Consider the following 20,679-nt stretch of genomic DNA (forward strand, 5'->3'; position numbering starts at 1 on the left):
AACCATGAGACATCGGATCACCTCCTTTCGCGCTGTTGAGCCAAGTTCGCCGTCCGCGTGGGCCTCACCCGATCCGGCTGGGCCGCAGCGTACAATCCCGCTGCTGCCTTGGTTTCAAGATGATTCATCTTGGGCGTAACAACAAGACTTGAACTAAAAAAAATTGTCGTCAGAATCAGGCGTCCCGGTTGCGATATCAGCGCTGTCCCCGGCAATCCTCCACGACGCGGCCGACCTCGGACCAGGACGGCAGCACGATCGGCGCCATTGCGCCGATTTCGATGCGGAAACGACCCCGGCTGTACGCCATGGCGTCGAGGATGCGGTTCGATACCGGCAAAGTGACCGCGATCGTCGAGAGCGCACCGATCGTCTGCGGGCCGGCGGCAAAGGTACCGGTGCTGGTCGAAGTGGTGATCGTGGCCGATCGCGTGCCTGTTTGCTCCGATGCCATATACGGCAGGGTCAGCGCCAGGCGGACGACGCCGGCTGCGCGGTCGCAGGCCAGGATCGCGATCGGGGGTGATCCGCTCTGGCCATAGCGCGCTTCGCTGCCGGTGGCGCGCGCGGTCCACGCCCAGTCGCCGGCGGGAAGCGGGAGATCGCGCCAGTCTGTGCCCGTGCCTTGTGCATAAGGTGCCGGTGGCGGGGTAAAAGCGGGTGCCGCATACGGCGCTGCGGGCACGGTTGGCAGCGGGCGCCGTGCCGCTGGTGGCGGGGGCAGCGGCGGTCCTTGCGTGTATCGTGGTGCGACAGGGCGGCTCTCGCCGGCGCGTGGCGCAGGCTGATCACACGCGGCCAGCGACACCGTGGCGAGGATGAGCGTAAAGGATTGCGCGAGTGCGCGGTTGATCTGCATGGCCTGTGTATGGAAGAGACGGACGATGAGCACAAGTCGTGAACCGCCTGCGCGTAAACAACGCATCGATCAGTTGCTGGTCGAGCGCGGGCTCGTCGAGAGCCGTGCGCGGGCGCAGGCGCTGATCCTGGCGGGGCTGGTGTACCAGGGCGAGATCAAGCTGACCAAGGCGGGACAGGCGGTCGCCGTCGATGCCGAGATCACCGTGCGCGGGCGCGATCATCCGTGGGTGTCGCGCGGGGGGATCAAGCTGGCGCACGCGATCGAGCATTTCGCGCTCGATCCATCCGGAGTGGTGGCAATGGACATTGGCAGTTCGACGGGCGGCTTTACCGATGTCCTGTTGCAGCACGGCGGGGCCCATGTGTTTGCGGTGGATTCGGGAACCAACCAGCTGGCGTGGAAATTGCGCAGCGATCCGCGCGTGACCGTGCTGGAACAGACAAGTGCACGCGTGCTGACGCCGCACATGCTGGAGGTCGACGGGGTCGCGCCGCCGACCTGGGTGGTGTGCGATGCCAGCTTCATCGGGTTGCGCAAAGTGCTGGAAGTGCCGCTGGCGCTGGCCGCGCGGCCAACGCGCCTGGTCGCGCTGATCAAGCCGCAATTCGAAGTGGGGCGCGGCGAGGTCGGCAAAGGGGGCGTGGTGCGCGATCCGGCGTTGCATGCGCGGGTTTGCGACGAGGTGCGCGACTGGCTGGCGAGCGCGGGCTGGCAGGTCGACGGGATTGTCGAAAGCCCGATCACGGGGCCGGAAGGCAATGTCGAATTCCTGATCGCGGCTGTATTGGTGCAATAGGCGGTTCAGCAAAGTTGCGTCGGGCGCAATGCGCGGCCAATATCCGCGGCGAATCGCTGTTCGTGTGTGCCTGGCCGTTGGCCGGGGGCAGGCTCGGCACAACCGCAGGTGTTATGCAACAGATTGCCTCGTCCGCTCAGCTCCGTGCCAGTGTCCTGCGCTGGGCGTTGTTTACCGTTCCGCTTTGCATCGGGCTGGGCTTTTTGTCGGCGCGCGCGGCCGGCAGTGTCGCGACCAACGCCTGGTTCGAAACGCTGGACAAGCCCGATATCTATCCACCGGCGATTGCTTTCCCGATTGTCTGGAGCGCGTTGTACGCGCTGATGGGGTTTGCGCTGGCGCTGATCGCATCGGCGCGCGGGGCGCGCGGGCGCGAGATCGCGATGGTGCTGTTCGTCGTGCAGCTGGCGGTCAACCTGAGCTGGAGCCCGGTGCTGTTCAGCATGCACCGGATAACCTGGGCGCTGTGGATCATTTTTGTGCTGATCGTGCTGGTGATCCTGACGATCGCGTTCGCCTGGCGCGTGCGGCGTACGGCGGCTGCGCTGTTGCTGCCCTATCTGGCCTGGATCTGCTTTGCCTCGGTGCTCAACCTGCAGTTGCTCGAATTGAATCCCGGGGCCGATGGCGGGGACGGGTCGGGTTCGACGGTGCGGGTACAACTCTGATCGGGGGCTTGCCGCCATCGCGCGGCATCCCCATGTACCGTGCATGATTCACCTGCATTGAGGTCAGACATGCAAAGCGAAAACCCGCTGATTGCCGATTTCGTCAAACTGTTGAACAGTGCCGCTGGCACAGTCGCGGGCATGGGGCGCGAAGCCAGCGAAACCATGCGCGAACGCGCCAAGGCCACCTTTGGCGGGATGGATTTCGTCAGCCGCGAGGAATTCGACGCGGTGAAGGATCTGGCGGCAAGTGCCCGCGAGGAAATCGAGGCGCTGAAGATCCGGTTGGCTGCGCTGGAAACCCCGCATTTTCCCGATTGATGTTTGCGCCGCCGTTTCCCGCACTTCACCCCGGGTCGAGCCCGGGGTGACGAGCGGGGTTTTGGTTGGTTCGCCCTGCGGCCAGACTACTTGATCGGCCAGACTACTTGATCGGGCAGTCAGGGGACAAACGCATATCCAGGTACGTATCCGCAGCGCGCATCATGTCGTCGAGTTCGTTCTCGTAGAAATGGTTCGCGCGGGGGATTTCGTCGTGGTGGATAGTGATGTGTTTCTGCGTGCGCAGCTTGTCGACGAGTTTCTGCACCGCGTTTGGTGTCACGACTGTGTCGGCGGCACCCTGGATGATGATGCCCGATGACGGGCAAGGCGCCAGGAAGCTGAAATCGTACATGTTGGCCGGCGGCGACACCGAGATGAAGCCGCGCACTTCGGGGCGGCGCATCAGCAGTTGCATGCCGATCAGCGCGCCGAATGAATATCCGGCGATCCAGGTGCTCGACGCTTCGGGGTGGATCTGCTGAACCCAGTCGAGCGCGGCGGCGGCATCGGACAATTCGCCGATGCCGTTGTCGAAACTGCCCTGGCTGCGGCCGACGCCGCGGAAATTGAAGCGCAGCGTGGCAAAGCCGCGTGCGACGAACGTGCGATACAGCGATTGCGTGATGCGATCGTTCATCGTGCCGCCGGCCTGGGGATGCGGGTGAAGGATCATGGCGATCGGTGCACGGGCGCGCGAGGCGGGCTGAAACCGCCCTTCGAGGCGGCCTTCGGGACCGGGAAAGATGACTGCGGGCATCGGGGAATCCTGATAAAACGGCGTTTTTCGAACTGGTGCCAAATAGGCGCAAGCCGAAATTCAAACATCGGCTATATAGAAACGAAGCGCGTAAAAGCAATCATGATAGCAGGGCCCCCTTTGTCTCCACCGCGCCATCAGGCCGATAGCGGCGTTTATCTCGACCATGCGGCGACGACACCGGTGAGCGTGGCGGCGCTTGCGGCGCTGGCGCATGGCTTTGCCGTATGGGCCAATCCTTCGTCGCCGCACCGCGCGGGGCGTGCGGCGCGGGCCGCGCTGGAGGATGCGCGGGCGCGGATTGCCGGAGCCCTGGGCTGGCCGGGCGAAGTTATTCTGACCAGCGGGGCGAGCGAGGCGATTGCGTTGGCGATGACGCGGGCGGTCATGCCGGTGGTGGCGGTTGCGGCCGTCGAACACGAGGCGGTGTTGCGCCATGCGGGGAATGCGGCGCGGTTGGGCGTGGATGGCGCCGGCGCCGTCGTGACAGGCGATGCGCGGCTGGATGAGCTGGTGGCGATCCAGCATGTCAACAACGAGACCGGTGTGATCCAGGCGTTCGATCGGATCATGCCTGCGGTGCGCGCGGCGGGGGGCATCGTGCTCGCGGATTGTGCGCAGAGTGCGGGCAAGCTGGCGTTGCCCGATGCGGACCTGATCGCGATTTCGGCGCACAAGTTTGGCGGACCGATCGGGATCGGCGCCTTGCTGGTGCGCGATTGGGCGTTGTTGCGACCGACGGGCGGGCAGGAGCGGGGGTATCGCGGGGGGACCGAGAACATGCCTGGCGCGCTGGCGATGGCGGCGGCGCTGGAGGATGGGGACGCGTGGATGGCGGGGGCAGCGGCGTTGCGCGCGCGGCTGGAGGCGGGGATTGTGGCCGCCGGCGGCGCGGTGATTGCGGGAGATGCCCCGCGTAGTGCCACGATCGGCGCGTATCGTACGCCGGGGCTTTCGGCCAATGCCTTGCTGATCCGGCTCGATGCGATGGGGATTGCGGTTTCGGCGGGCAGTGCATGTTCGTCGGGGTCGTTGCGGACAAGCCATGTCTTGACGGCGATGGGTATCGATGGGGCGAACGAAGTGATCCGGGTGTCGATCGGGCGTGAAACCGATGAACCGGCGATCGACCGTTTTCTGGCGGCGTATCGCGGTATTGCCGGGCGATGATCTATCTCGATTACCAGGCGACGACACCGTTGGCGCCCGAAGCGCTTGACGCGATGTTGCCCTGGCTGGGCGGGCCGGGGAGCGACGGCTTTGCCAATCCGCATAGCCCCAATCGCGCGGGGCGCGCGGCGGCCGCCGCGATCGAGGTGGCGCGCGAGGCGGTTGCTGCGTTGCTGCCGCCGGGCGGGCGGGTGATTTTTACGTCGGGCGCGACCGAGGCGTTGAACATGGCGCTTCGCGGAGCAGGGACGCGGCGGCTGGCGGTTTCGGCGATCGAACATGCAGCGGTGCTCGACACTGCGCGCGCGATCGATCCGGCGCTGGCGGTGTTGCCTGTCGATCACGACGGGCTGGTCGATGCGGCCGTGGCGATTCCCGAAGGCACCGGTCTGGTCGCGGTGATGCAGGTGAACAACGAGATTGGGACGGTGCAACCGGTCGATGCACTGGCCCGCGCCGCGCATGCGATGGGGGCGTTCTTTTTGTGTGACGCGGTGCAGGGTGCGGGCAAGCTGGCGGCGCCGGCGGGGGCCGATCTGATCGCGGTATCGGCGCACAAATTGTATGGACCCAAGGGGATCGGTGCGTTGTGGGTGCGCGACGGGGTGCAGGTCGATCCGCTGATTACCGGGGGCGGGCAGGAACACGGCGCGCGGTCGGGCACACTGAGCCCCGCGCTGGCCGCCGGGTTTGGCGCGGCGGCGCGATCGTGCGTGGCGTTGCGCGACAGTGATGCGGCGCATGTCGATGCGTTGTGGGCGCGGGCGCGCGGGGCGTTTGCGGGCTGGACGCTGAATGGCAGTGCGACGGCGCGATGGCATGGCAACCTCAGCGTGCGCGTCGACGGGCTGGATGTCGCGCGGCTGTTGTCGGAATGTCGCAGTGTGGCCATTTCTGCGGGATCGGCCTGTGCCAGTGGGTCGGGACGGCCCAGCCATGTCTTGCGCGCGCTGGGACTTTCGGACAGGATTGCACGAACCGCGCTCCGCATCGGATTTGGGCGCTATACGACGGTTGAGGATCTGGAGGAGGCACTGGCGGCAATTCGTGCCGCTGCATCGGCGCAAGGGGTTGGCCCCGGCGCGTGAGGAGCCGTGGACGAATGGTCAAAGTCTGTTTCGTCACCACCGATGGCCGCAGGGTCGATGCGCAGGGTACGCCCGGCGACAGCCTGCTTGCGCTTGGGCAGGCCATCGGCATGCCGCTGGAAGGGACCTGCGAGGGGCAGATGGCGTGTTCGACGTGCCATGTGATCATTGCGCCCGAATGGTTTGACCGACTGCCCGGCGCGGTCGAGGACGAGGAAGACATGCTCGACCTGGCGGCGGGCGTGACGCGCACGAGCCGGCTGGCGTGCCAGATCGTGTTGCAGGACGACCTCGACGGGCTGGAAGTGCGCATTCCCGACGAAGCGCGCGACATGCAGGGGCGTTGACTGTCGCTGCATTAGGCCATTGCATATAACCGTTTAAGGCAAGCTTTAAAGCGCTTGGACCTATAACGTAGCCAGATGGCGAGGCAGGTCCATTGACGCATGAAGTATGCGCACAACGAGGATGTGCTTGGTTTCGCGGTAAAAGATCAGATGAGAGCCGACGTTGCAGGAAAGGTATGTTGTCCCGAGCTCGGACCTGCTGCGCCCGTGTTTCACGCCTTCCACCAGGCCATTGATCGCGGTTTGTATAGTGATGATGTAGCTGTCTGCCTGATGTACCGACCAATGCTTCACGGTGTAGGCGTAAATATTGGCCAGATCGGCTTCAGCAAGCCGGGATAAGCGGTAGGATTCAAACTTGCGGGCCAGGCTGCGCCTTCAGCCCGCCAAGGAACGCCTTGAAATCCAGGGGGTGATCCGGATAACCGGATGCCTCACCGTCGCTGATGGCTTGGCGCAGCGCTTTCAATTTGGCCTCCTGCTCTTCCAGCAGCCGCAATCCGGCGCGCACGACGTCGCTGGCGGAATTGTAGCGCCCCTCTTTTACCGAGGCGGCGATGAACTCTGCGAAATGCTCGCCGAGCGAAACGGACGTATTTTGTGCCTGGGCCATCATTTCACCTTCAGCGCCAAAAATACCAATTTCTGGTATTCTTGGCAAGGCGGCGCTGTCCCGTTTTCAGCGATGGCCACGCGCCCCGATATCCATGAGCGGGCAATGGAAGGGGGATTACGCGTTTCGTCCGGTTGTCTTCGCCTGGTGTGCCCCCTAGGGTTTGAGGGCAATGGCCAAAAAACCCACGCCCCCTGACGATTCCGATCCGTTCGATGCCATCATTGATGCGCCGTTCGATGCGGCGTTGTCGGAGCGGTATCTGGTCTATGCGCTGTCGACGATTACCGCGCGGTCGTTGCCCGATCTGCGCGACGGGTTGAAACCGGTGCACCGGCGGCTGTTGTGGGCGATGCGGCAGCTGAAGCTCGAGCCCACGCTGGCGTTCAAGAAATCGGCGCGGGTCGTCGGTGATGTGATCGGCAAGTATCATCCGCATGGCGATGCGTCGGTCTATGACGCGATGGTCCGCCTGGCGCAGGATTTTGCGCTGCGCTATCCGTTGGTCGAGGGCCAGGGGAATTTCGGCAATATCGACGGCGATAATGCCGCGGCCTACCGCTATACCGAGGCGCGGATGACGCGCACCGCGATGCGGCTGATGGCCGGGCTTGAAGACGGCACGGTCGATTATCACCCGACATACAATGGCGAAGACGAAGAGCCGGAGATCTTTCCGGGGCTGTTTCCCAACCTGCTGGCCAATGGCGCGACCGGGATTGCGGTCGGCATGGCGACATCGATCCCCAGCCACAATGTCGCCGAGATCGTCGATGCAACGCTGATGCTGATCGACAATCCGGCGGTCGAGCATGCCGAATTGATGACGGTGTTTCATGGGCCCGATTTTGCCACCGGGGGTGTGGTCGTCGACAGTCCGGCAAGCATCAGCGCGGCCTATGCTTCGGGCAAGGGCGCGATCCGCACGCGGGGGCGGTTTTCGACCGGTCGCGACGAGGCGGGCGATTGGGAGCCGAGCGGGATCGAGCGGACCGGCAGCGGGCAATGGCAGCTGGTGCTGTCCGAAATTCCCTACATGGTCGCCAAGGGCAAGCTGATCGAGCAGATCGCCAATCTGATCGGCGACAAGAAACTGCCGATCCTGGAAGACATTCGCGACGAATCCGACACGCAGATCCGCATCGTGTTCGTGCCCAAGAGCCGCAATGTCGATCCCGAATTGCTGAAGGAATCGCTGTACCGGCTGACCGATATCGAATCGCGGTTTTCGCTCAATCTCAACGTGCTCGATGCGCGGCGCACGCCGGGTGTGCTGGGGCTGAAGCTGCTGTTGCAGGAATGGGTGATCTCGCAGATCGACATCATGCTGCGCCGCGCGCGGCATCGGCTGGAAAAGATCGCGGCGCGGCTGGAACTGGTCGATGGCTATATCATCGCTTATCTCAATCTCGACCGGATCATCGAGATCATCCGCGGCGAGGACGAGCCCAAGCCGGTGATGATGGCCGAATTCGCGCTGACCGACCGGCAGGCCGAGGCCATTTTGAACATGCGGCTGCGTTCGTTGCGCAAGCTGGAAGAGATGGAGTTGCGGCGCGAGCACGCCGCGCTGATTGCCGAGCAGGACGACCTGACCAAATTGCTGGAAAACCCGGCAAAGCAGCGGACCAAGCTGAAGCGCGAACTGGCCGCGCTGCGCAAGGAATATGGCCCCGATACACCGCTGGGCCGCCGGCGCACGACATTGGCCGAAGCCGCGCCGACGCGCGAATTCAACATGGATGCGATGATCGAGAAAGAGCCGGTGACGGTGATCATGTCGCAGCGCGGATGGATTCGCGGGGCCAGGGGTCATGTCCCGCTCGATGGCGATTTCAAGTTCAAGGAAGGCGACGGGCCGGCGTTTGCGTTTCATGCGCAGACCACCGACAAAGTGCTGATCGCGACCGACGCCGGGCGGTTTTTCACGATCGGCGTGGACAAATTGCCGGGCGCGCGCGGGTTTGGTGAACCGATCCGCACGATGCTCGATATCGATCCCGATGCGCAGATCATGGCGATGGTGGTGCACAAGCCGGGCGGGCAATTGCTGCTGGCAGCAAACACCGGCCGCGGGTTTGCCGCGCAGATGGACGAATTGCTCGCCGAAACGCGCAAAGGGCGCGGGGTGGTTTCGACCAAACCGGGGGTGAAGCTGACCGTGGTGCGCGAGATTGCGCCCGAGCACGACCACGTTGCGGTGATCGGCGACAACCGCAAGCTGGTGATCTTTGCGCTGAACGAAGTGCCGTTGCTGGCCAAGGGGCAGGGCGTGGCCTTGCAGCGCTATCGCGACGGCGGGATGGCCGATGCAATCAGCTTGCGGTTGGAAGACGGGCTGTCTTGGCCGATGGGCGGCGGCAGCGGGCGGATACGGATCGAAAAGGATCTGTTGCCGTGGAAGGTTGCGCGCGGCGCGGGCGGAAGGCTGCCGCCGAACGGATTTCCGCGCGATAACAAGTTTGCGTGACAAAATCCGTCAGTTTTTTAGCGCAAATACTGCGTTATTTTGACCGTTCCGGATTGTAAGTGTCTGTGGTGAAATCGCGCATCATGCGGGTGCCGATTGGTTCGTCGATGAGGTGCAGCCAGCTGTCATCTTCGTTCAGCACTTTGGCGAGTGCAATATATGTCGGTTCGCGCGCTTCGATCTCTTCGTCTGTGGCATCACCCATTCGACCCCGAATGCGCCAGCCGCTATCAGGATACCTGTCACCTTCCTGAGACATGTCCGGTTCTTCGCGATAGATAAATTCGACGGGCTCCTCGCCATCGAGGATGCATTGATCGACCAGGCACCGATCCCAATATTCACGAATATTGTCGGGAGGTGGCGCTGTTTCGGGATTTGCCCATATTATCGAGATAATATTATGGCGTTCGAACAGCACCATGTCTTCGTGTTTCAGGTCAGTGGTGGGTTCGATTGGCTCGTTGGCCAGTGTTCCCGCAAGCGCGTCGTTATCCAAGGATGTCACCCTGACCCACATTCGCTCTGCGCCAAATTCTTCTACATCGTGTGCGTATTCGAAAATTAATTTGACCAAGTCGCCTTTGCCCACGGCCGCAATCTCAACAGCGTTTGGTAAGAAGAATGAATAGGGAGCTTCTTTGGCAATGGGGCGGGGATCGACCAGGCTATAGGACTGCACTTTGGACATCGTATAATCGTACCGAGCGTATCGACGAGCGCAAGCGGTTACACGGCTGTCGGCCCCGCGATTGTCGTCAGCGTCGAAGGCGTCATCACCTGTTGCAGCTTTTGCGGTTCGCCGCTTGCCGGATACCACAAATAAAGCGGAACGCCGGCGGCGCCCTGGGCGGTCAGGAAGCGGGTGATGGCCGGGTCGCGGCGGGTCCAGTCGCCGACCAGGACGACGACGCCGGCCTTCTTGAACGCGGCGGCGGTGGCGTTGGTTTCGATCGCGACGTTTTCATTGACCTTGCACGACAGGCACCAGTCGGCGGTGAAGTAGGCGAAGACCGGGTGGTGCGCGGCGCGGGCGGCGTCGAGCGCGGCTTGCGTGAACGGTTTCGCGCCGATCAGGCTGGCGTCTTCGTGGCGTTCTGCGTTGGCGAGGCGCGGCGTGGCGGCGACCGCGACGACGGCAAGCACGACCAGTGCGGGGACCATCCAGCGCGCGACTTCGCGACCAGAGTGTTGCGAACGGCCCATGACGGTCAGCAGCACGACGACGGCAGCCGACAGCGCGATGGCGGCGGCGCAGAACGTTGCACCGCCCAGGCGCCACGACAGCCAGGCGAGGGCGAGCACGGTCAGGCCCATCGGCACGGCCATCGCATGGCGAAACCAGACCATCCAGGCGCCGGGGCGGGGCAGGATGCGGCGCAGCGCGGGGATGAAGCCGATGGCCAGGAACGGCAGCGCCAGGCCGAGGCCGAGCGCGCCGAACACCGCGAGCGCGGCGACCATCGGCAGGACCAGTGCGGCGCCCATCGCGGCGGCCATGAACGGGCCGGTGCAGGGGGTGGCGACGAACGCCGCCAGCAGCCCGGTGCCGAACGCGCCGAGCAGGCCATGCTGACCCGGCGCGCCGGTCGAGAACGACAGGCCGGGCAATTCATAGAGGCCGGCGAAATTGGCAGTGATTGCGACCGCGAGCAGCAGCAGGACCGCGATGACGCCCGGATTCTGCAGCTGGAACGCCCAGCCCACTTCGCTGCCTGCTGCGCGTAAGCCGAGCATGATGCCACCCAGGACCAGGCAGGCGAGGATGACGCCGGCCGAATAGGCCAGTGCGTCGAGGTGTGCGTTCTGGGTGTTGCCGCGTGCCAGCGCGAGCGCTTTCAGGCTGAGGATCGGGAACACGCAGGGCATGATATTGAGGATCAGGCCGCCGAGTAGCGCACCGAGCACCGACAGGCCCAGCAGTTTCCACGAGAATGCGGCCGTGGGTGCGGCGCCGGCGAGGGGCTCGCCGGGCGGGGGGACGGGGCCGGCTTGCGCGGTCAGGCTGATGCCCGAGCCGTCGGGGCCGAGCGAGAGAACGCCCGCAAGCGCGGTCGGAGCGGTCGCAGGCGGCGTGGTGGCGCGGGTGAGGTCGACCACCAGCGTGTCGCCGTTGCGGCTGAAGTTCTGGGGCGCGGCGTAGTTGATCACGCCGTCGGTGGTGAGGAACACGTGCGGATCGGTGATTGCGGCGTGTGCGGGGAACGGGATCGCCAGGCGATAGCCGGTCGCCGTCGTGGCAAAATGCGCAGGTTGATCGAGCGGGGCGGGCAGCGCAGTGCGCCATGCGGCAAAGCGCGGGTCTGCGGCGGGGGTGGTGCCGGGCGCCGCAATGCTGATCGTGGTGGCGATCGTGGCTTCTTCGGGGACGCAGATGGCTGTGGTGCACGCCAGCCATTGCGCCTTGGCGCTGATCGGCAGCGAAGTGCCGGGTTTTGCGTCGCGGGGAACGGTCAGCGGGATCAGGATCGCGAAATCGTGCACATAGACGTGGTTCATCAGCCCGGCGACGACCAGCTTTTGCGGCACGGGGAATTGCAGCGCGCCGGCGGTCGCGCCCTTGGGCAACGTCCAGTCGAGTGTCAGCGGCAGGCCGGCATCGCCGGGGTTGGACCAGTAGCCGTGCCAGTCCTTGTCGGGCTGCATCAGCAGCGCGAGCGTGATTGTCTCGCCAGGCGTGGCGGCGCGTTCGGCGATCAGCGTCGTGTGGATGTGCGTCGGGGCGCCGGGGCTCAGGCTTTCGGCGTGAGCGGGGGTAAACGCCAGCAGCAGCAACAGCGCGGTGAACAGGCGGAAGACAGGGGCTGACATCGTGCTGAAACTCTGGCGTGGGCAGGGAACAAAGGTGCAAGGCCCCTTGCACCGCGCGTTGCCGGAGGCCATCAGCGCCACAGATAGATTTCCCGGAGCGTCGAGTCCAGCGACGGCGCCGCATCAGGAGCCAGACACATGCGTTATGCCCGAAAGGCCCTGTTGATCCTGGCTGGCCTGGTCGCGCCGATCGCGCCGCACGCGGTCGCGCGTGGCCATAATCCGCCGGCTGCAGCGCCGCATGGCCAGGCGCCGGCGGCCAATGCGCCGCGGCTTGTAATCGCGATTTCGATCGATCAGTTTTCGGCGGATCTGTTTGCGCAGTACCGGTCGCATTTCACCGGTGGACTGGCGCGGCTGGCCGGTGGGGGCGTTTTCCCGTCCGGTTACCAGTCGCATGCCGCGACCGAGACATGCCCCGGGCATTCGACGATCATGACCGGCATGCGCCCCGCGCACACCGGGATCATTGCCAATACCTGGTTTGACCAGTCGATCGCGCGGGCGAACAAGGCGGTCTATTGCGCCGAAGATGAAACCAGGCCGGCGCCCGCCGGGGACTATGTCGCCTCGGTCACGCATCTGCTGGTGCCGACGCTGGGCGAGCGGATCAAGGCGGTGTGGCCAAACAGCCGCAATATCGCGGTATCGGGCAAGGATCGCGCCGCGCTGATGATGGGCGGGCATCGCATCGACGAAGTCTATTGGTGGAAAGCCAGGGGTTTCGTGACGCTGGATGGCGAAACCGTGGGCCGGGTTGCGGCCGAACAGAATGCGGCGGTGGCACAAGCACTGGCGGCGGGCGATCCGGGTTATGCCTTGCCGGATTTCTGCGTGCCAAAGGACCGTGCGGTTGCGGCCGGCCCGGTGACAGTGGGCACCGGGCGGTTTGCGATGGCGGCGAACGATGCCACTGCGTTTCGCGCCTCGCCCCGGCTCGACCGGGCGGTGCTTGATCTGGCGACGCGGGTGATCGATACGGATCGGCTGGGGCACGGGGTTACGCCCGATGTGCTGTCGATCAGCCTGTCGGCGACCGATTACATCGGCCATGGCTATGGCACGCAAGGGGCCGAGATGTGCATCCAGTTGCACCAGCTCGACACCGCGCTCGGCGATTTCTTTACCGCGCTCGATGTGCGCGGGATCGACTATGCGGTCGTGCTGACCGCCGATCACGGCGGTGCGGACATGCCCGAGCGGTCGCGCCAGCAGGCTTTGCCCCTGGCGCAGCGCGCGGACGCTGCGCTTTTGCCGAAGGCGATTTCAGAGCGGGTGGGGGCAAAACTGGGGATCGATCCCAAGGGGTTGCTGCTCGGCGAAGGTCCGTCGGGCGACCTGTGGGTCCGCGCCGATCTGACGCCCGCGCAAAAGAGCGCCGTGATTGCCGCAGCGCACGACGACCTGATAAGCCAGCCGCAAGTCGCCAAAGTGTTTACCGCAGCCGAACTGGCCGCCGAACCGATGCCCAGTGGATCGCCCGAACGGTGGAGCCTGATCCAGCGGGCGCGGGCGTCGTTCTATGCGCCGCGGTCCGGCGATCTGGTGGTTTTGCTGAACCGCGGGGTGATGTCCCTGGTCACGCCGGGCAAGGGCATCGTCGCGACCCATGGCAGCCCGTGGGACAACAATCGGCGCGTGCCGATCCTGTTCTGGCGCAAGGGGATCGTGACGTTCGAGCAGCCCAACCCGGTTGAAACGGTCGATATCGCGCCGACATTGGCCGCGTGGGTCGGGCTGAGACTGCCGCCGGGGACGATGGACGGGCGCTGCCTCGATCTCGATGCCGGGCCGGGCAATACGTGTGGAGCAGACAATTGAGCAAGGATATGCACGCTGAGGTCGTCATCCTGGGCGGCGGGCTGGTCGGGATGACTCTGGCGATCGGGCTGGCGCATGAGGGGATTGCCAGTGTGGTGGTCGATGCGTCGGATCCTGCGACAGTGACCGCCGACGGGTTCGACGGGCGGGCCTCGGCAATATCGACCGCGAGCTGGAACCTGTATACCCACCTGGGGATGGCCGATGCGCTGAACAGCCGGGGGTGTCCGATTGCGGCGATTGCAGTCAGCGACGGAATGAAGCCGGGGCGGATCGACTTTCGGCCCGAAGCCGGTGAAGGGTCGCTTGGGCGGATGTTTGCCAATCGTGATTTGCGGCTGGTGATGTACGAAACGGCGCGGGCGCAGGATCTGATCACGTTCTTGCCCAATGCGCAGGTTGTCGCGCGTGAGCGCGGGGCGCATGGGGTTTCGGTCACGCTGGCCGACGGGCGCGTGCTGGGCGGACGGTTGCTGGTTGCAGCCGAAGGGCGGCGGTCGCCGACGCGCGATGAAGCAGGGTTTACGCCGGCGCGGTGGGGTTACCGGCACCGCGCGGTGGTGGCCGGATTGATCCACGAGCGGTCGCACGAGAACGTCGCGTGGGAGATTTTCTACCCGGCGGGCCCGTTTGCGCTGTTGCCGTTGCGCGATGACGCCGAAGGGTGCCATCGCAGCGCGCTGGTGTGGACTGTCGCGGAAACGGATGCTGCCGGCGTGATGGCGTTGCCCGATGCGGCATTCGTTGGCGAAGTCGTGCGGCGGATGGGCGGGATGTTTGGCGATGTGTCGCTGGCGACGCGGCGTATGGCGTATCCGCTGGATTTCCATCACACGGTCAAGGTTGTCGGGCAGCGTTTGGCGCTGGTTGGCGATGCCGCGCACGGGATGCATCCGATTGCGGGGCAGGGGCTGAACCTGGGGCTGCGCGATGTTGCGGCGCTGGTCGAGGTCCTGGCCGAGGGTATGCGGATGGGGCTCGATGCCGGCGATGCGCAGGTGCTGGCGCGGTATGAGCGGTGGCGGGCGCTGGACGGGTTCATGGTGTCGGGGGCAACGGATGCGTTGACGCGTTTGTTCGGGATTCCGGGGCGGTTGCCCTCGATGGTGCGGCGCCTGGGGATGGCAGGGGTGCAGCGCAGTCCGACTTTGAAGCGCTTTTTCATGGATGAGGCGCGCGGAATGAGCGGGACATTGCCGGCATTGCTGCAGGGGTGAGTTTGCGCGTGTCGTGAACCCCTCCCCTTCACGGGCTGCGGGATTCACAGGCTCAGCATGAGCGGATCTTGGCAGGATTGGCGAGGAACTTTATTGCGCTGCGGCCGTCGGCATAGGTGCTATTGGCGCCGGGATCGGGGCGGCTGTGGGCGTGGACAGCGCGGCGCTTTCGATCTGGTCCAGCGCGCGTTGGGTGGCGATCCAGTCGCGGGCGTGGGCCAGCCAGTCGGTGGCGGCGTCCTTGCCGGGCAGGCGTTCGATTTCGGCGATGGCCAGGTCTACGCGCTGGCCAGCGAGCGCGGCGCGGGCGCGGGCGAGGCGGCCTTCGGGGGCGGGCGAGGGCATGTCGTCGTGGCGGATGATGAACAGGCTGCCGAGCTGGCGTGACATCCAGTCCCAGGTGCGTTCATTGGCCGGGCCGCCGGCGAGCCGTGGCTCAAGGACGGCAAAGTCCTGGCTCAGGCCGCCGATCGTGACCGGTTTTTGCGCGGCGGCGATGATCTGGTCGACGGCATTGGGCTGGGTTGCGCCGAAGCGGGTGCGTAGCGGAGTTTCGAGAGTGCCGAGTGGCTGGCCGCGTTCGATGGCGCGACGGGCGGCAAAGGCGACCAGCAGTGCTTCGGCGCGGGTGGCCTGGCCCGAGGCGGACAGCGCCTGCTGGTTGAGTTCGGCGAGGCGCTGTTGCAGCGCGGTCAGGCGGGCGGTGGCGTCGGCGAGCGCGGCGTTGGTCGCGATCATGTTGCCCTGGATCAGGTTGCCCTGCGCGACAATCGCAGCGGTGGCTGCGCTGGGGGCGGCTGACGGCAGATTTGCAGGGGCTGGGTCCATGGCGGGGGCGAGGCGCGACGCCGCCGAACGAAGCCAGCCGCTGTGCCAGCTGTACCAGGCACCGGCGGCCAGAACCACCAGCAGGAGTGCTGCCAACAGGACGGCCGGGCCGCGGCGGCTCCGGCCCAAAGGGCGGTGCGAATCGGCCATCGTGCCGGAAGTCATTTCCTGTACCGTTGCGTTTTCATTGTAACCCGTTGCCCCGAAGTCACACTATCTGACACATTTGACGGGCCAAGGGAAGCAATGCTTCGTCGTCGGGCCGGGGCGCAATTGCGACGGCCTGCCAACTTTTACCCGCCGCGTCAGCGATTCGCGGGGCAAGGCAGGCCAGCGCAACAGATTCGCGCTGCAGATCCAGGCTGTCGCATTGGGCGGCGAAATGGCGCGCCGCCTGCGCGGAGTGGAGCAGGACCACCACCGGTTCGCTGGCGATCAGACGGGCAGCGTCCCGGGCGAGCGGCAACGGGCGGGCGGCATAGACCACCACGTCGATCACTTCGACGCCCGGCGGCGGGGTCAGCGCAACGCGCTCTGCACCGGCGAGGCGCACATAGCGGCCCGGGGGCAAGGCAGCGACCATCGGGGCAAGGCCGCCGCTGCCGGTATGGGCGACAGTGAAGCCTGCGCCTTGCGCGGCGCGCGCGGTGGTGGGTCCGACTGCGTGGACCGGAACGGGAAGCAGGTCGCCAAGGTTCTGCCCGGCATGGGCGAAGACGGCGGCGCTGCCGATCAGCAATCCTGCCCAATCGCCGCCGGGCAATGTCCAGGGCTGTGCGCCGTAGGCGAACAGCGGTGCGGCATGGGTGTGCAGGCCGTGGGCGTGTGCGGCGCGGCAGGTTGCGGTGTTGCCCGGTTCGGGGCGCAGCACCAGCAGGGGGCGGTTGCGCGCGGGGATCATCGCGCGGACAGGGCTTGCCATGGCCATGATCGCGAATCTGTGGCGGCGCGCGATCGAAGCACGTCGGCGGTGAAGCGGTCTGCCGTGTTGGCTGGCACGTCGCCGGCGGGGACAGGGTGCGCCGGCACAGGTGTGGCGCGAGGGATAGCCCGGGGGTCTGTTATCGGCTCGTTTGTCATGCGTGGCTTGTCGTATAGCCGATTCCGGCTAAGGGAAAGCTCCCCATGGCAATCGTGTCTTGTCTCCCTCTGTTTGATCCTCGGTTCACGTGTCTTTGATCCTCGGGCTGGAATCCTCGTGCGACGAAACGGCGGTTGCGGTGATCGATGATCGCGGCGCGACGCTGGAGACGCGTGTGGTGGCGCAGCGGATTGCCTCGCAGGACGCGGCGCATCGGCCGTACGGCGGGGTTGTGCCCGAGATTGCGGCGCGCGCGCATGTCGAGATGCTGGCGCCGATGGTCGCAGCGACGCTGGGCGATGCGGGGATTGCGCTGGGTGCGATCGATGCGATTGCCGCGACGGCGGGGCCCGGACTGATCGGCGGGGTGATGGTCGGGCTGGTCACGGGCAAGGCGCTGGCGATGGCGGCGGGCAAGCCGCTGATTGCGGTCAACCATCTCGAAGGCCATGCCCTGTCGCCCCGGCTGGCCGATCCGACGCTCGAATACCCGTATCTGTTGCTGCTGGTGTCGGGCGGGCATTGCCAGGTGCTGGAAGTGCGCGGGCTGGGCCAGTATCGCCGGCTGGCGACGACGATCGACGATGCGCTGGGCGAGGCGTTCGACAAGACGGCGAAGATATTGGGGCTGGGCTATCCGGGCGGGCCGGCGGTGGAGCGGTTGGCGCAAGAGGGAAATCCACGCAGTGTGCGCCTGCCGCGGCCGCTGGTCGGGAGCGGGGAGCCGCATTTTTCGTTTGCCGGGCTGAAAAGTGCGGTGTTGCGCGCGCATCAGTCGGGGCAATATGGCGCGGCCGATCTGGCGGCGTCGTTTCAGCAGGCGGCGATCGATTGTATCGTCGATCGGACGCGGATTGCGCTGCGGGCCGCAGGACGCGTGAATGCGCTGGTGATTGCGGGCGGGGTCGCAGCCAACCTGGCGTTGCGTAGCGCGTTGCAGGGGGAGGCCGATCATGCGGGGTTGCGGCTGGTTGCGCCGCCGCTGGCGCTGTGTACCGACAATGCGGCGATGATCGGGTGGGCAGGCGCGGAGCGGTTTGCGCTGGGGCTGGTCGATCCGCTCGATGTGGCGGCGCGGCCGCGCTGGCCGCTCGATGCCGATGCGGCGCCGGTGCGCGGTGCGGGGGTGAAAGGGTGAGCGCGGGCCATCGCGACACCATCGGCGTGATCGGCGCGGGCGCCTGGGGCACGGCACTGGCGCAGATGCTGGCGAGCGACGGGCGCGAGGTCGTGGTGTGGGCGCGCGATGCCGGCCTGGCGCGGGCGATCAACGAGACGCGGGCGAATTCGGTGTATTTGCCGGGCGTCGCGCTGCATCCGACAATACGCGCGACGGGTATTGCCGGAGATCTGGCCGGGCTGGACGTGGTGCTGGTGGTTACACCGGCGCAGGCGATGGCAGGCGTATTGGACGCGATGCCCGATTTTGCGGGCGATCTGGTGGTGTGTGCCAAAGGCATCGAGGCGGACAGCGGGCGGACGATGGCCGACGTTGCGCGTGCGGCCAAGCCGCGCGCGACGATCGCGGTGTTGTCTGGGCCGACTTTTGCGCATGAAGTTGCCGCCGGATTGCCGACGGCGGTTACGCTGGCGTGTGACGGAGGGGCCTTTGACGATGGCTGGGCGCAATGGCAACGGTTGGCACCGGTGTTTGCGAAGCCATGGTTTCGGCCGTATTTTTCGCGCGATGTGATCGGGGCGGAGATCGGCGGCGCGGTCAAGAATGTGCTGGCGCTGGCCTGCGGCGTGGTCGAGGGACTAGGGCTGGGGCAGAATGCGCGGGCGGCGCTGATCAGCCGGGGATTTGCGGAAATGGTTCGCTTTGGCCTGGCTTTCGGCGCAGAGGCGGAGACATTGACGGGCCTGTCGGGCCTGGGCGATCTGGTGTTGACCTGCAATTCGCTGGCGAGCCGCAATTTTGCGTTTGGTCGTGCGTTGGGCGAGGGCGCAGCGGTGTCGGACGTGTTGCGCGGGCGGCGCACGGTCGTGGAAGGGGCCCATACCGCACAGGTGGTAGCCGATCTGGCACGCGCACGCGCGATTGCGATGCCGATTGCCGATGCGGTCGCGGCGCTGGTATCGGGCGCGGTTTCGGCCACCGACATGGCCAGCGCGTTGCTGACGCGGCCGTTGCGGCCGGAACAGGATGTGCGCAGCGCGATTGGAATGGGCAAGATGACGTGACGAAAGCGGGGACGCCAGGATTTGGCTGAGGCGATTGCCAGTGGCAGTGGTGGCGTGGTGCCGTCCGGAGCGGTTCCGGCGGCCGGTGTTGCTGCGTCTGCGCAAAATGGCGATGGCACCGGCGATATTGCCGCGCTGGCCAAAGGCGGGCGGACCAATTTTTACGGGTTTCTGATCCGGCTCGTCGCGCGCGTGCCGTTTCTGTTCATTGCCAGCCGGTTGTATGGCGCCAGCGCACTCGGGCGGTTTGCCTCGGCGCTGGTGATGGTCGAATTTGCCGGGCAGTTGGCGACTTTGGGGCAGAAGCGCGGCCTGGCGCAGCGGTTGGCCGAGACGGCCTGGCCCGAAACCGACCACCTGACCGAGCGGCAGCAGGCCGCAGCGCAGGCCGCCTATGTGCCGGATCCCGATGCAGCGACGCATGCAGTGGCCGACGCACTGCTGGTGACGACGGTGCTTGCCGTGGCGATGTCGGTGCTGATCTGGCTGTATCCCGGATCGATGTATCCCAACGGCAATTTCGGCCAGGGCGAGCGCCTGCTGGTGCTGTCGGTGTGGATGATGGCGGTGGGCGATATTGCCCTGGCCGCGCTGGCGTTCCGGTTTGATGTGGCAACAACCGTGCGTGCGCGCGCGGTGGTCGAGCCGTGGACTTTGTCGATTACGGCGGGGCTGGCGTATTTTGTCTATCCCCAGGGCGGGCTGGCGCTGGCCTATCTGGCGTCTGTCGGAGCGGCAACCGGCGTGGCTCTGGTGGCGCTGGTTCGGGCATATGGCTGGCCGCGCCGGTGGCGGCCGCGGCCATTGCCGCTGTTGCGGCTGGCGATACGGAACATGCCGCTGGCGGGCGCGGATGCGGTCGAATGGGGCACGCGCAAGATCGATGTGTTTATCCTGAGGTTTTTCATCGGCGACGCGCCGCTGGGGATTTATTATTTCGCGCAGCAGTTCGCGTCGTTGCCGCAGAAGCTGAAAACCAGTTTCGAGCCGGTGCTGGGCCCGGTGATCACGCGCAATGTGCGGTCGCACAACATGCCGGCGATCGCGGCGCAAGTGTGCCAGGTGGGGTTCTGGATCACCGCGGCGCAGGCCGGGATCGCACTGGCGCTGGCGATGCCTGGCGCCGGGCTGATGGGGCTGGGCGGGCCGACATTCGTCAGCGGGACCATGGCGCTGTACTTCCTGCTGATGGCCGAAGTCGTGGCGGCGCCCGCGGTGGTCAGCGAGGCGGCGCTGATTTACGTGGCGCGGATGCGCAACTTGTGGATCAGTCTGGGCACGATCGTGTTGCAGGGCGTGCTGACGGTTGCGTTCATCGTGGGAGGGTACCTGTGGGGCGCGAACACCAGTGAATCGGCGATGGCGGCGCTGGCAATGGTCGTGGCGCTGGGGATTTGTTCGGTGTTGAAATCGCGGTTGCTGGGGCGCATCGTGGGCCAGCCGATCAGCAATTGGCGCTGGGCGCTGGTGTGGGCGGCGGTGCCGGCGGTCGCGGTCGGGATGATTGCGCGGCTCCTGCCCGAATGGGCCGAACTGCTGTTCGGGTTGCCCGCGATCATCGGTGTGTATTGCCTGGTAATCTGGCGGGTCGGGTTCGGGCCCGAAGACCGGGTGTTGTTCCGCAAGGCTGTTTGAGGGTTGG

At 65.8% G+C, this 20,679-nt stretch carries 20 protein-coding genes; 12 read left to right on the forward strand and 8 right to left on the reverse strand.

What is annotated here, in order from left to right; genetic code table 11:
- Nucleotides 1-196: 196 nt before the first annotated feature.
- Nucleotides 197-859, reverse strand: a complete 663-nt coding sequence (locus ACOOE2_RS05250; RefSeq protein WP_420381965.1) for a hypothetical protein — start codon at nucleotides 857-859, stop codon at nucleotides 197-199.
- Nucleotides 860-884: 25 nt separating this feature from the next.
- Between ACOOE2_RS05250 and ACOOE2_RS05255 the strand changes: the two genes are divergently transcribed.
- The 3 genes from ACOOE2_RS05255 to ACOOE2_RS05265 all read left to right on the forward strand — a co-directional run bounded on the left by ACOOE2_RS05255 (nucleotide 885) and on the right by ACOOE2_RS05265 (nucleotide 2,647).
- The gene (locus ACOOE2_RS05255) at nucleotides 885-1,658 is read left to right on the forward strand and encodes a TlyA family RNA methyltransferase (protein WP_420381966.1); all 774 of its coding nucleotides are present in this window, start codon (nucleotides 885-887) and stop codon (nucleotides 1,656-1,658) included.
- A gap of 113 nt (nucleotides 1,659-1,771) precedes the next feature.
- Nucleotides 1,772-2,326, forward strand: coding sequence for a TspO/MBR family protein (locus ACOOE2_RS05260; RefSeq protein ID WP_420381967.1), 555 nt, complete (start codon nucleotides 1,772-1,774; stop codon nucleotides 2,324-2,326).
- 69 nt (nucleotides 2,327-2,395) lie between these two features.
- Nucleotides 2,396-2,647 carry an accessory factor UbiK family protein gene (locus tag ACOOE2_RS05265; protein WP_420381968.1) on the forward strand — a complete coding sequence of 84 codons (252 nt, stop codon included), beginning with the start codon at nucleotides 2,396-2,398 and terminating at the stop codon, nucleotides 2,645-2,647.
- A 103-nt stretch (nucleotides 2,648-2,750) separates the two neighbouring features.
- On the opposite strand, the gene ACOOE2_RS05270 is transcribed toward ACOOE2_RS05265, so the two are convergent.
- Nucleotides 2,751-3,407 (reverse strand): alpha/beta hydrolase, encoded by a 657-nt coding sequence (locus tag ACOOE2_RS05270; protein WP_420381969.1) that lies wholly within the window; start codon nucleotides 3,405-3,407, stop codon nucleotides 2,751-2,753.
- A gap of 120 nt (nucleotides 3,408-3,527) precedes the next feature.
- Between ACOOE2_RS05270 and ACOOE2_RS05275 the strand changes: the two genes are divergently transcribed.
- The 3 genes from ACOOE2_RS05275 to ACOOE2_RS05285 are packed head-to-tail and all read left to right on the forward strand — an operon-like array spanning nucleotide 3,528 to nucleotide 6,012.
- Nucleotides 3,528-4,577 carry a cysteine desulfurase family protein gene (locus tag ACOOE2_RS05275; RefSeq protein ID WP_420381970.1) on the forward strand — a complete coding sequence of 350 codons (1,050 nt, stop codon included), beginning with the start codon at nucleotides 3,528-3,530 and terminating at the stop codon, nucleotides 4,575-4,577.
- Nucleotides 4,574-5,665 (forward strand): cysteine desulfurase family protein, encoded by a 1,092-nt coding sequence (locus tag ACOOE2_RS05280; protein ID WP_420381971.1) that lies wholly within the window; start codon nucleotides 4,574-4,576, stop codon nucleotides 5,663-5,665. The genes ACOOE2_RS05275 and ACOOE2_RS05280 overlap by 4 nt, the downstream gene beginning before the upstream one ends.
- Nucleotides 5,666-5,679: 14 nt before the next feature.
- The gene (locus tag ACOOE2_RS05285) at nucleotides 5,680-6,012 is read left to right on the forward strand and encodes a 2Fe-2S iron-sulfur cluster-binding protein (RefSeq protein WP_420381972.1); all 333 of its coding nucleotides are present in this window, start codon (nucleotides 5,680-5,682) and stop codon (nucleotides 6,010-6,012) included.
- A 60-nt stretch (nucleotides 6,013-6,072) separates the two neighbouring features.
- Here the strand turns inward: ACOOE2_RS05285 and ACOOE2_RS05290 are convergent, their stop codons facing one another.
- Both ACOOE2_RS05290 and ACOOE2_RS05295 read right to left on the reverse strand, forming a co-directional pair.
- Nucleotides 6,073-6,306, reverse strand: coding sequence for a type II toxin-antitoxin system RelE/ParE family toxin (locus tag ACOOE2_RS05290; protein WP_420381973.1), 234 nt, complete (start codon nucleotides 6,304-6,306; stop codon nucleotides 6,073-6,075).
- A gap of 58 nt (nucleotides 6,307-6,364) precedes the next feature.
- Nucleotides 6,365-6,673, reverse strand: coding sequence for a type II toxin-antitoxin system ParD family antitoxin (locus tag ACOOE2_RS05295; RefSeq protein WP_420381974.1), 309 nt, complete (start codon nucleotides 6,671-6,673; stop codon nucleotides 6,365-6,367).
- Nucleotides 6,674-6,797: 124 nt separating this feature from the next.
- Between ACOOE2_RS05295 and parC the strand changes: the two genes are divergently transcribed.
- Nucleotides 6,798-9,095 carry a DNA topoisomerase IV subunit A gene (parC, locus tag ACOOE2_RS05300; RefSeq protein WP_420381975.1) on the forward strand — a complete coding sequence of 766 codons (2,298 nt, stop codon included), beginning with the start codon at nucleotides 6,798-6,800 and terminating at the stop codon, nucleotides 9,093-9,095.
- Between the two features lie 34 nt (nucleotides 9,096-9,129).
- On the opposite strand, the gene ACOOE2_RS05305 is transcribed toward parC, so the two are convergent.
- Together ACOOE2_RS05305 and ACOOE2_RS05310 are read right to left on the reverse strand one after the other, a co-directional pair.
- The gene (locus tag ACOOE2_RS05305; protein ID WP_420381976.1) at nucleotides 9,130-9,786 is read right to left on the reverse strand and encodes an immunity protein Imm33 domain-containing protein; all 657 of its coding nucleotides are present in this window, start codon (nucleotides 9,784-9,786) and stop codon (nucleotides 9,130-9,132) included.
- A gap of 38 nt (nucleotides 9,787-9,824) precedes the next feature.
- Nucleotides 9,825-11,906, reverse strand: coding sequence for a protein-disulfide reductase DsbD family protein (locus ACOOE2_RS05310; RefSeq protein WP_420381977.1), 2,082 nt, complete (start codon nucleotides 11,904-11,906; stop codon nucleotides 9,825-9,827).
- A gap of 138 nt (nucleotides 11,907-12,044) precedes the next feature.
- Between ACOOE2_RS05310 and ACOOE2_RS05315 the strand changes: the two genes are divergently transcribed.
- Nucleotides 12,045-13,727 (forward strand): alkaline phosphatase family protein, encoded by a 1,683-nt coding sequence (locus tag ACOOE2_RS05315; RefSeq protein WP_420381978.1) that lies wholly within the window; start codon nucleotides 12,045-12,047, stop codon nucleotides 13,725-13,727.
- Nucleotides 13,728-13,735: 8 nt separating this feature from the next.
- A complete protein-coding gene (locus tag ACOOE2_RS05320; protein ID WP_420381979.1) occupies nucleotides 13,736-14,944 on the forward strand; it encodes a UbiH/UbiF/VisC/COQ6 family ubiquinone biosynthesis hydroxylase in 1,209 nt (402 codons plus the stop codon).
- 90 nt (nucleotides 14,945-15,034) lie between these two features.
- On the opposite strand, the gene ACOOE2_RS05325 is transcribed toward ACOOE2_RS05320, so the two are convergent.
- Nucleotides 15,035-15,868 carry a hypothetical protein gene (locus tag ACOOE2_RS05325; protein WP_420381980.1) on the reverse strand — a complete coding sequence of 278 codons (834 nt, stop codon included), beginning with the start codon at nucleotides 15,866-15,868 and terminating at the stop codon, nucleotides 15,035-15,037.
- A gap of 112 nt (nucleotides 15,869-15,980) precedes the next feature.
- Nucleotides 15,981-16,694, reverse strand: coding sequence for a uroporphyrinogen-III synthase (locus ACOOE2_RS05330; protein ID WP_420381981.1), 714 nt, complete (start codon nucleotides 16,692-16,694; stop codon nucleotides 15,981-15,983).
- A gap of 247 nt (nucleotides 16,695-16,941) precedes the next feature.
- Here ACOOE2_RS05330 and tsaD point away from each other — a divergent pair, with 247 nt between their 5' ends.
- The 3 genes from tsaD (at nucleotide 16,942) to ACOOE2_RS05345 (ending at nucleotide 20,672) form a co-directional block, all read left to right on the forward strand.
- The gene (tsaD, locus tag ACOOE2_RS05335; protein WP_420381982.1) at nucleotides 16,942-17,991 is read left to right on the forward strand and encodes a tRNA (adenosine(37)-N6)-threonylcarbamoyltransferase complex transferase subunit TsaD; all 1,050 of its coding nucleotides are present in this window, start codon (nucleotides 16,942-16,944) and stop codon (nucleotides 17,989-17,991) included.
- On the forward strand, nucleotides 17,988-19,037 hold the full coding sequence (locus ACOOE2_RS05340) for an NAD(P)H-dependent glycerol-3-phosphate dehydrogenase (RefSeq protein ID WP_420381983.1): 1,050 nt from the start codon (nucleotides 17,988-17,990) through the stop codon (nucleotides 19,035-19,037). The genes tsaD and ACOOE2_RS05340 overlap by 4 nt, the downstream gene beginning before the upstream one ends.
- Before the next feature lie 126 nt (nucleotides 19,038-19,163).
- The gene (locus ACOOE2_RS05345) at nucleotides 19,164-20,672 is read left to right on the forward strand and encodes a lipopolysaccharide biosynthesis protein (protein ID WP_420384565.1); all 1,509 of its coding nucleotides are present in this window, start codon (nucleotides 19,164-19,166) and stop codon (nucleotides 20,670-20,672) included.
- The last annotated feature ends 7 nt before the right edge of the window (nucleotides 20,673-20,679 follow it).

The organism is Novosphingobium sp. (assembly GCF_965214355.1).
Taxonomy (GTDB): domain Bacteria; phylum Pseudomonadota; class Alphaproteobacteria; order Sphingomonadales; family Sphingomonadaceae; genus Novosphingobium.

What these genes read in the sequence shown, in the direction of transcription:
- ACOOE2_RS05250 (WP_420381965.1), bottom strand. Translation starts at nt 859, where the DNA reads ATGCAGATCAACCGCGCACTCGCGCAATCCTTTACGCTCATCCTCGCC.
- ACOOE2_RS05255 (WP_420381966.1), top strand. Translation starts at nt 885, where the DNA reads ATGAGCACAAGTCGTGAACCGCCTGCGCGTAAACAACGCATCGATCAG.
- ACOOE2_RS05260 (WP_420381967.1), top strand. Translation starts at nt 1,772, where the DNA reads ATGCAACAGATTGCCTCGTCCGCTCAGCTCCGTGCCAGTGTCCTGCGC.
- ACOOE2_RS05265 (WP_420381968.1), top strand. Translation starts at nt 2,396, where the DNA reads ATGCAAAGCGAAAACCCGCTGATTGCCGATTTCGTCAAACTGTTGAAC.
- ACOOE2_RS05270 (WP_420381969.1), bottom strand. Translation starts at nt 3,407, where the DNA reads ATGCCCGCAGTCATCTTTCCCGGTCCCGAAGGCCGCCTCGAAGGGCGG.
- ACOOE2_RS05280 (WP_420381971.1), top strand. Translation starts at nt 4,574, where the DNA reads ATGATCTATCTCGATTACCAGGCGACGACACCGTTGGCGCCCGAAGCG.
- ACOOE2_RS05285 (WP_420381972.1), top strand. Translation starts at nt 5,680, where the DNA reads ATGGTCAAAGTCTGTTTCGTCACCACCGATGGCCGCAGGGTCGATGCG.
- parC (WP_420381975.1), top strand. Translation starts at nt 6,798, where the DNA reads ATGGCCAAAAAACCCACGCCCCCTGACGATTCCGATCCGTTCGATGCC.
- ACOOE2_RS05305 (WP_420381976.1), bottom strand. Translation starts at nt 9,786, where the DNA reads ATGTCCAAAGTGCAGTCCTATAGCCTGGTCGATCCCCGCCCCATTGCC.
- ACOOE2_RS05310 (WP_420381977.1), bottom strand. Translation starts at nt 11,906, where the DNA reads ATGTCAGCCCCTGTCTTCCGCCTGTTCACCGCGCTGTTGCTGCTGCTG.
- ACOOE2_RS05315 (WP_420381978.1), top strand. Translation starts at nt 12,045, where the DNA reads ATGCGTTATGCCCGAAAGGCCCTGTTGATCCTGGCTGGCCTGGTCGCG.
- ACOOE2_RS05320 (WP_420381979.1), top strand. Translation starts at nt 13,736, where the DNA reads ATGCACGCTGAGGTCGTCATCCTGGGCGGCGGGCTGGTCGGGATGACT.
- ACOOE2_RS05330 (WP_420381981.1), bottom strand. Translation starts at nt 16,694, where the DNA reads ATGGCAAGCCCTGTCCGCGCGATGATCCCCGCGCGCAACCGCCCCCTG.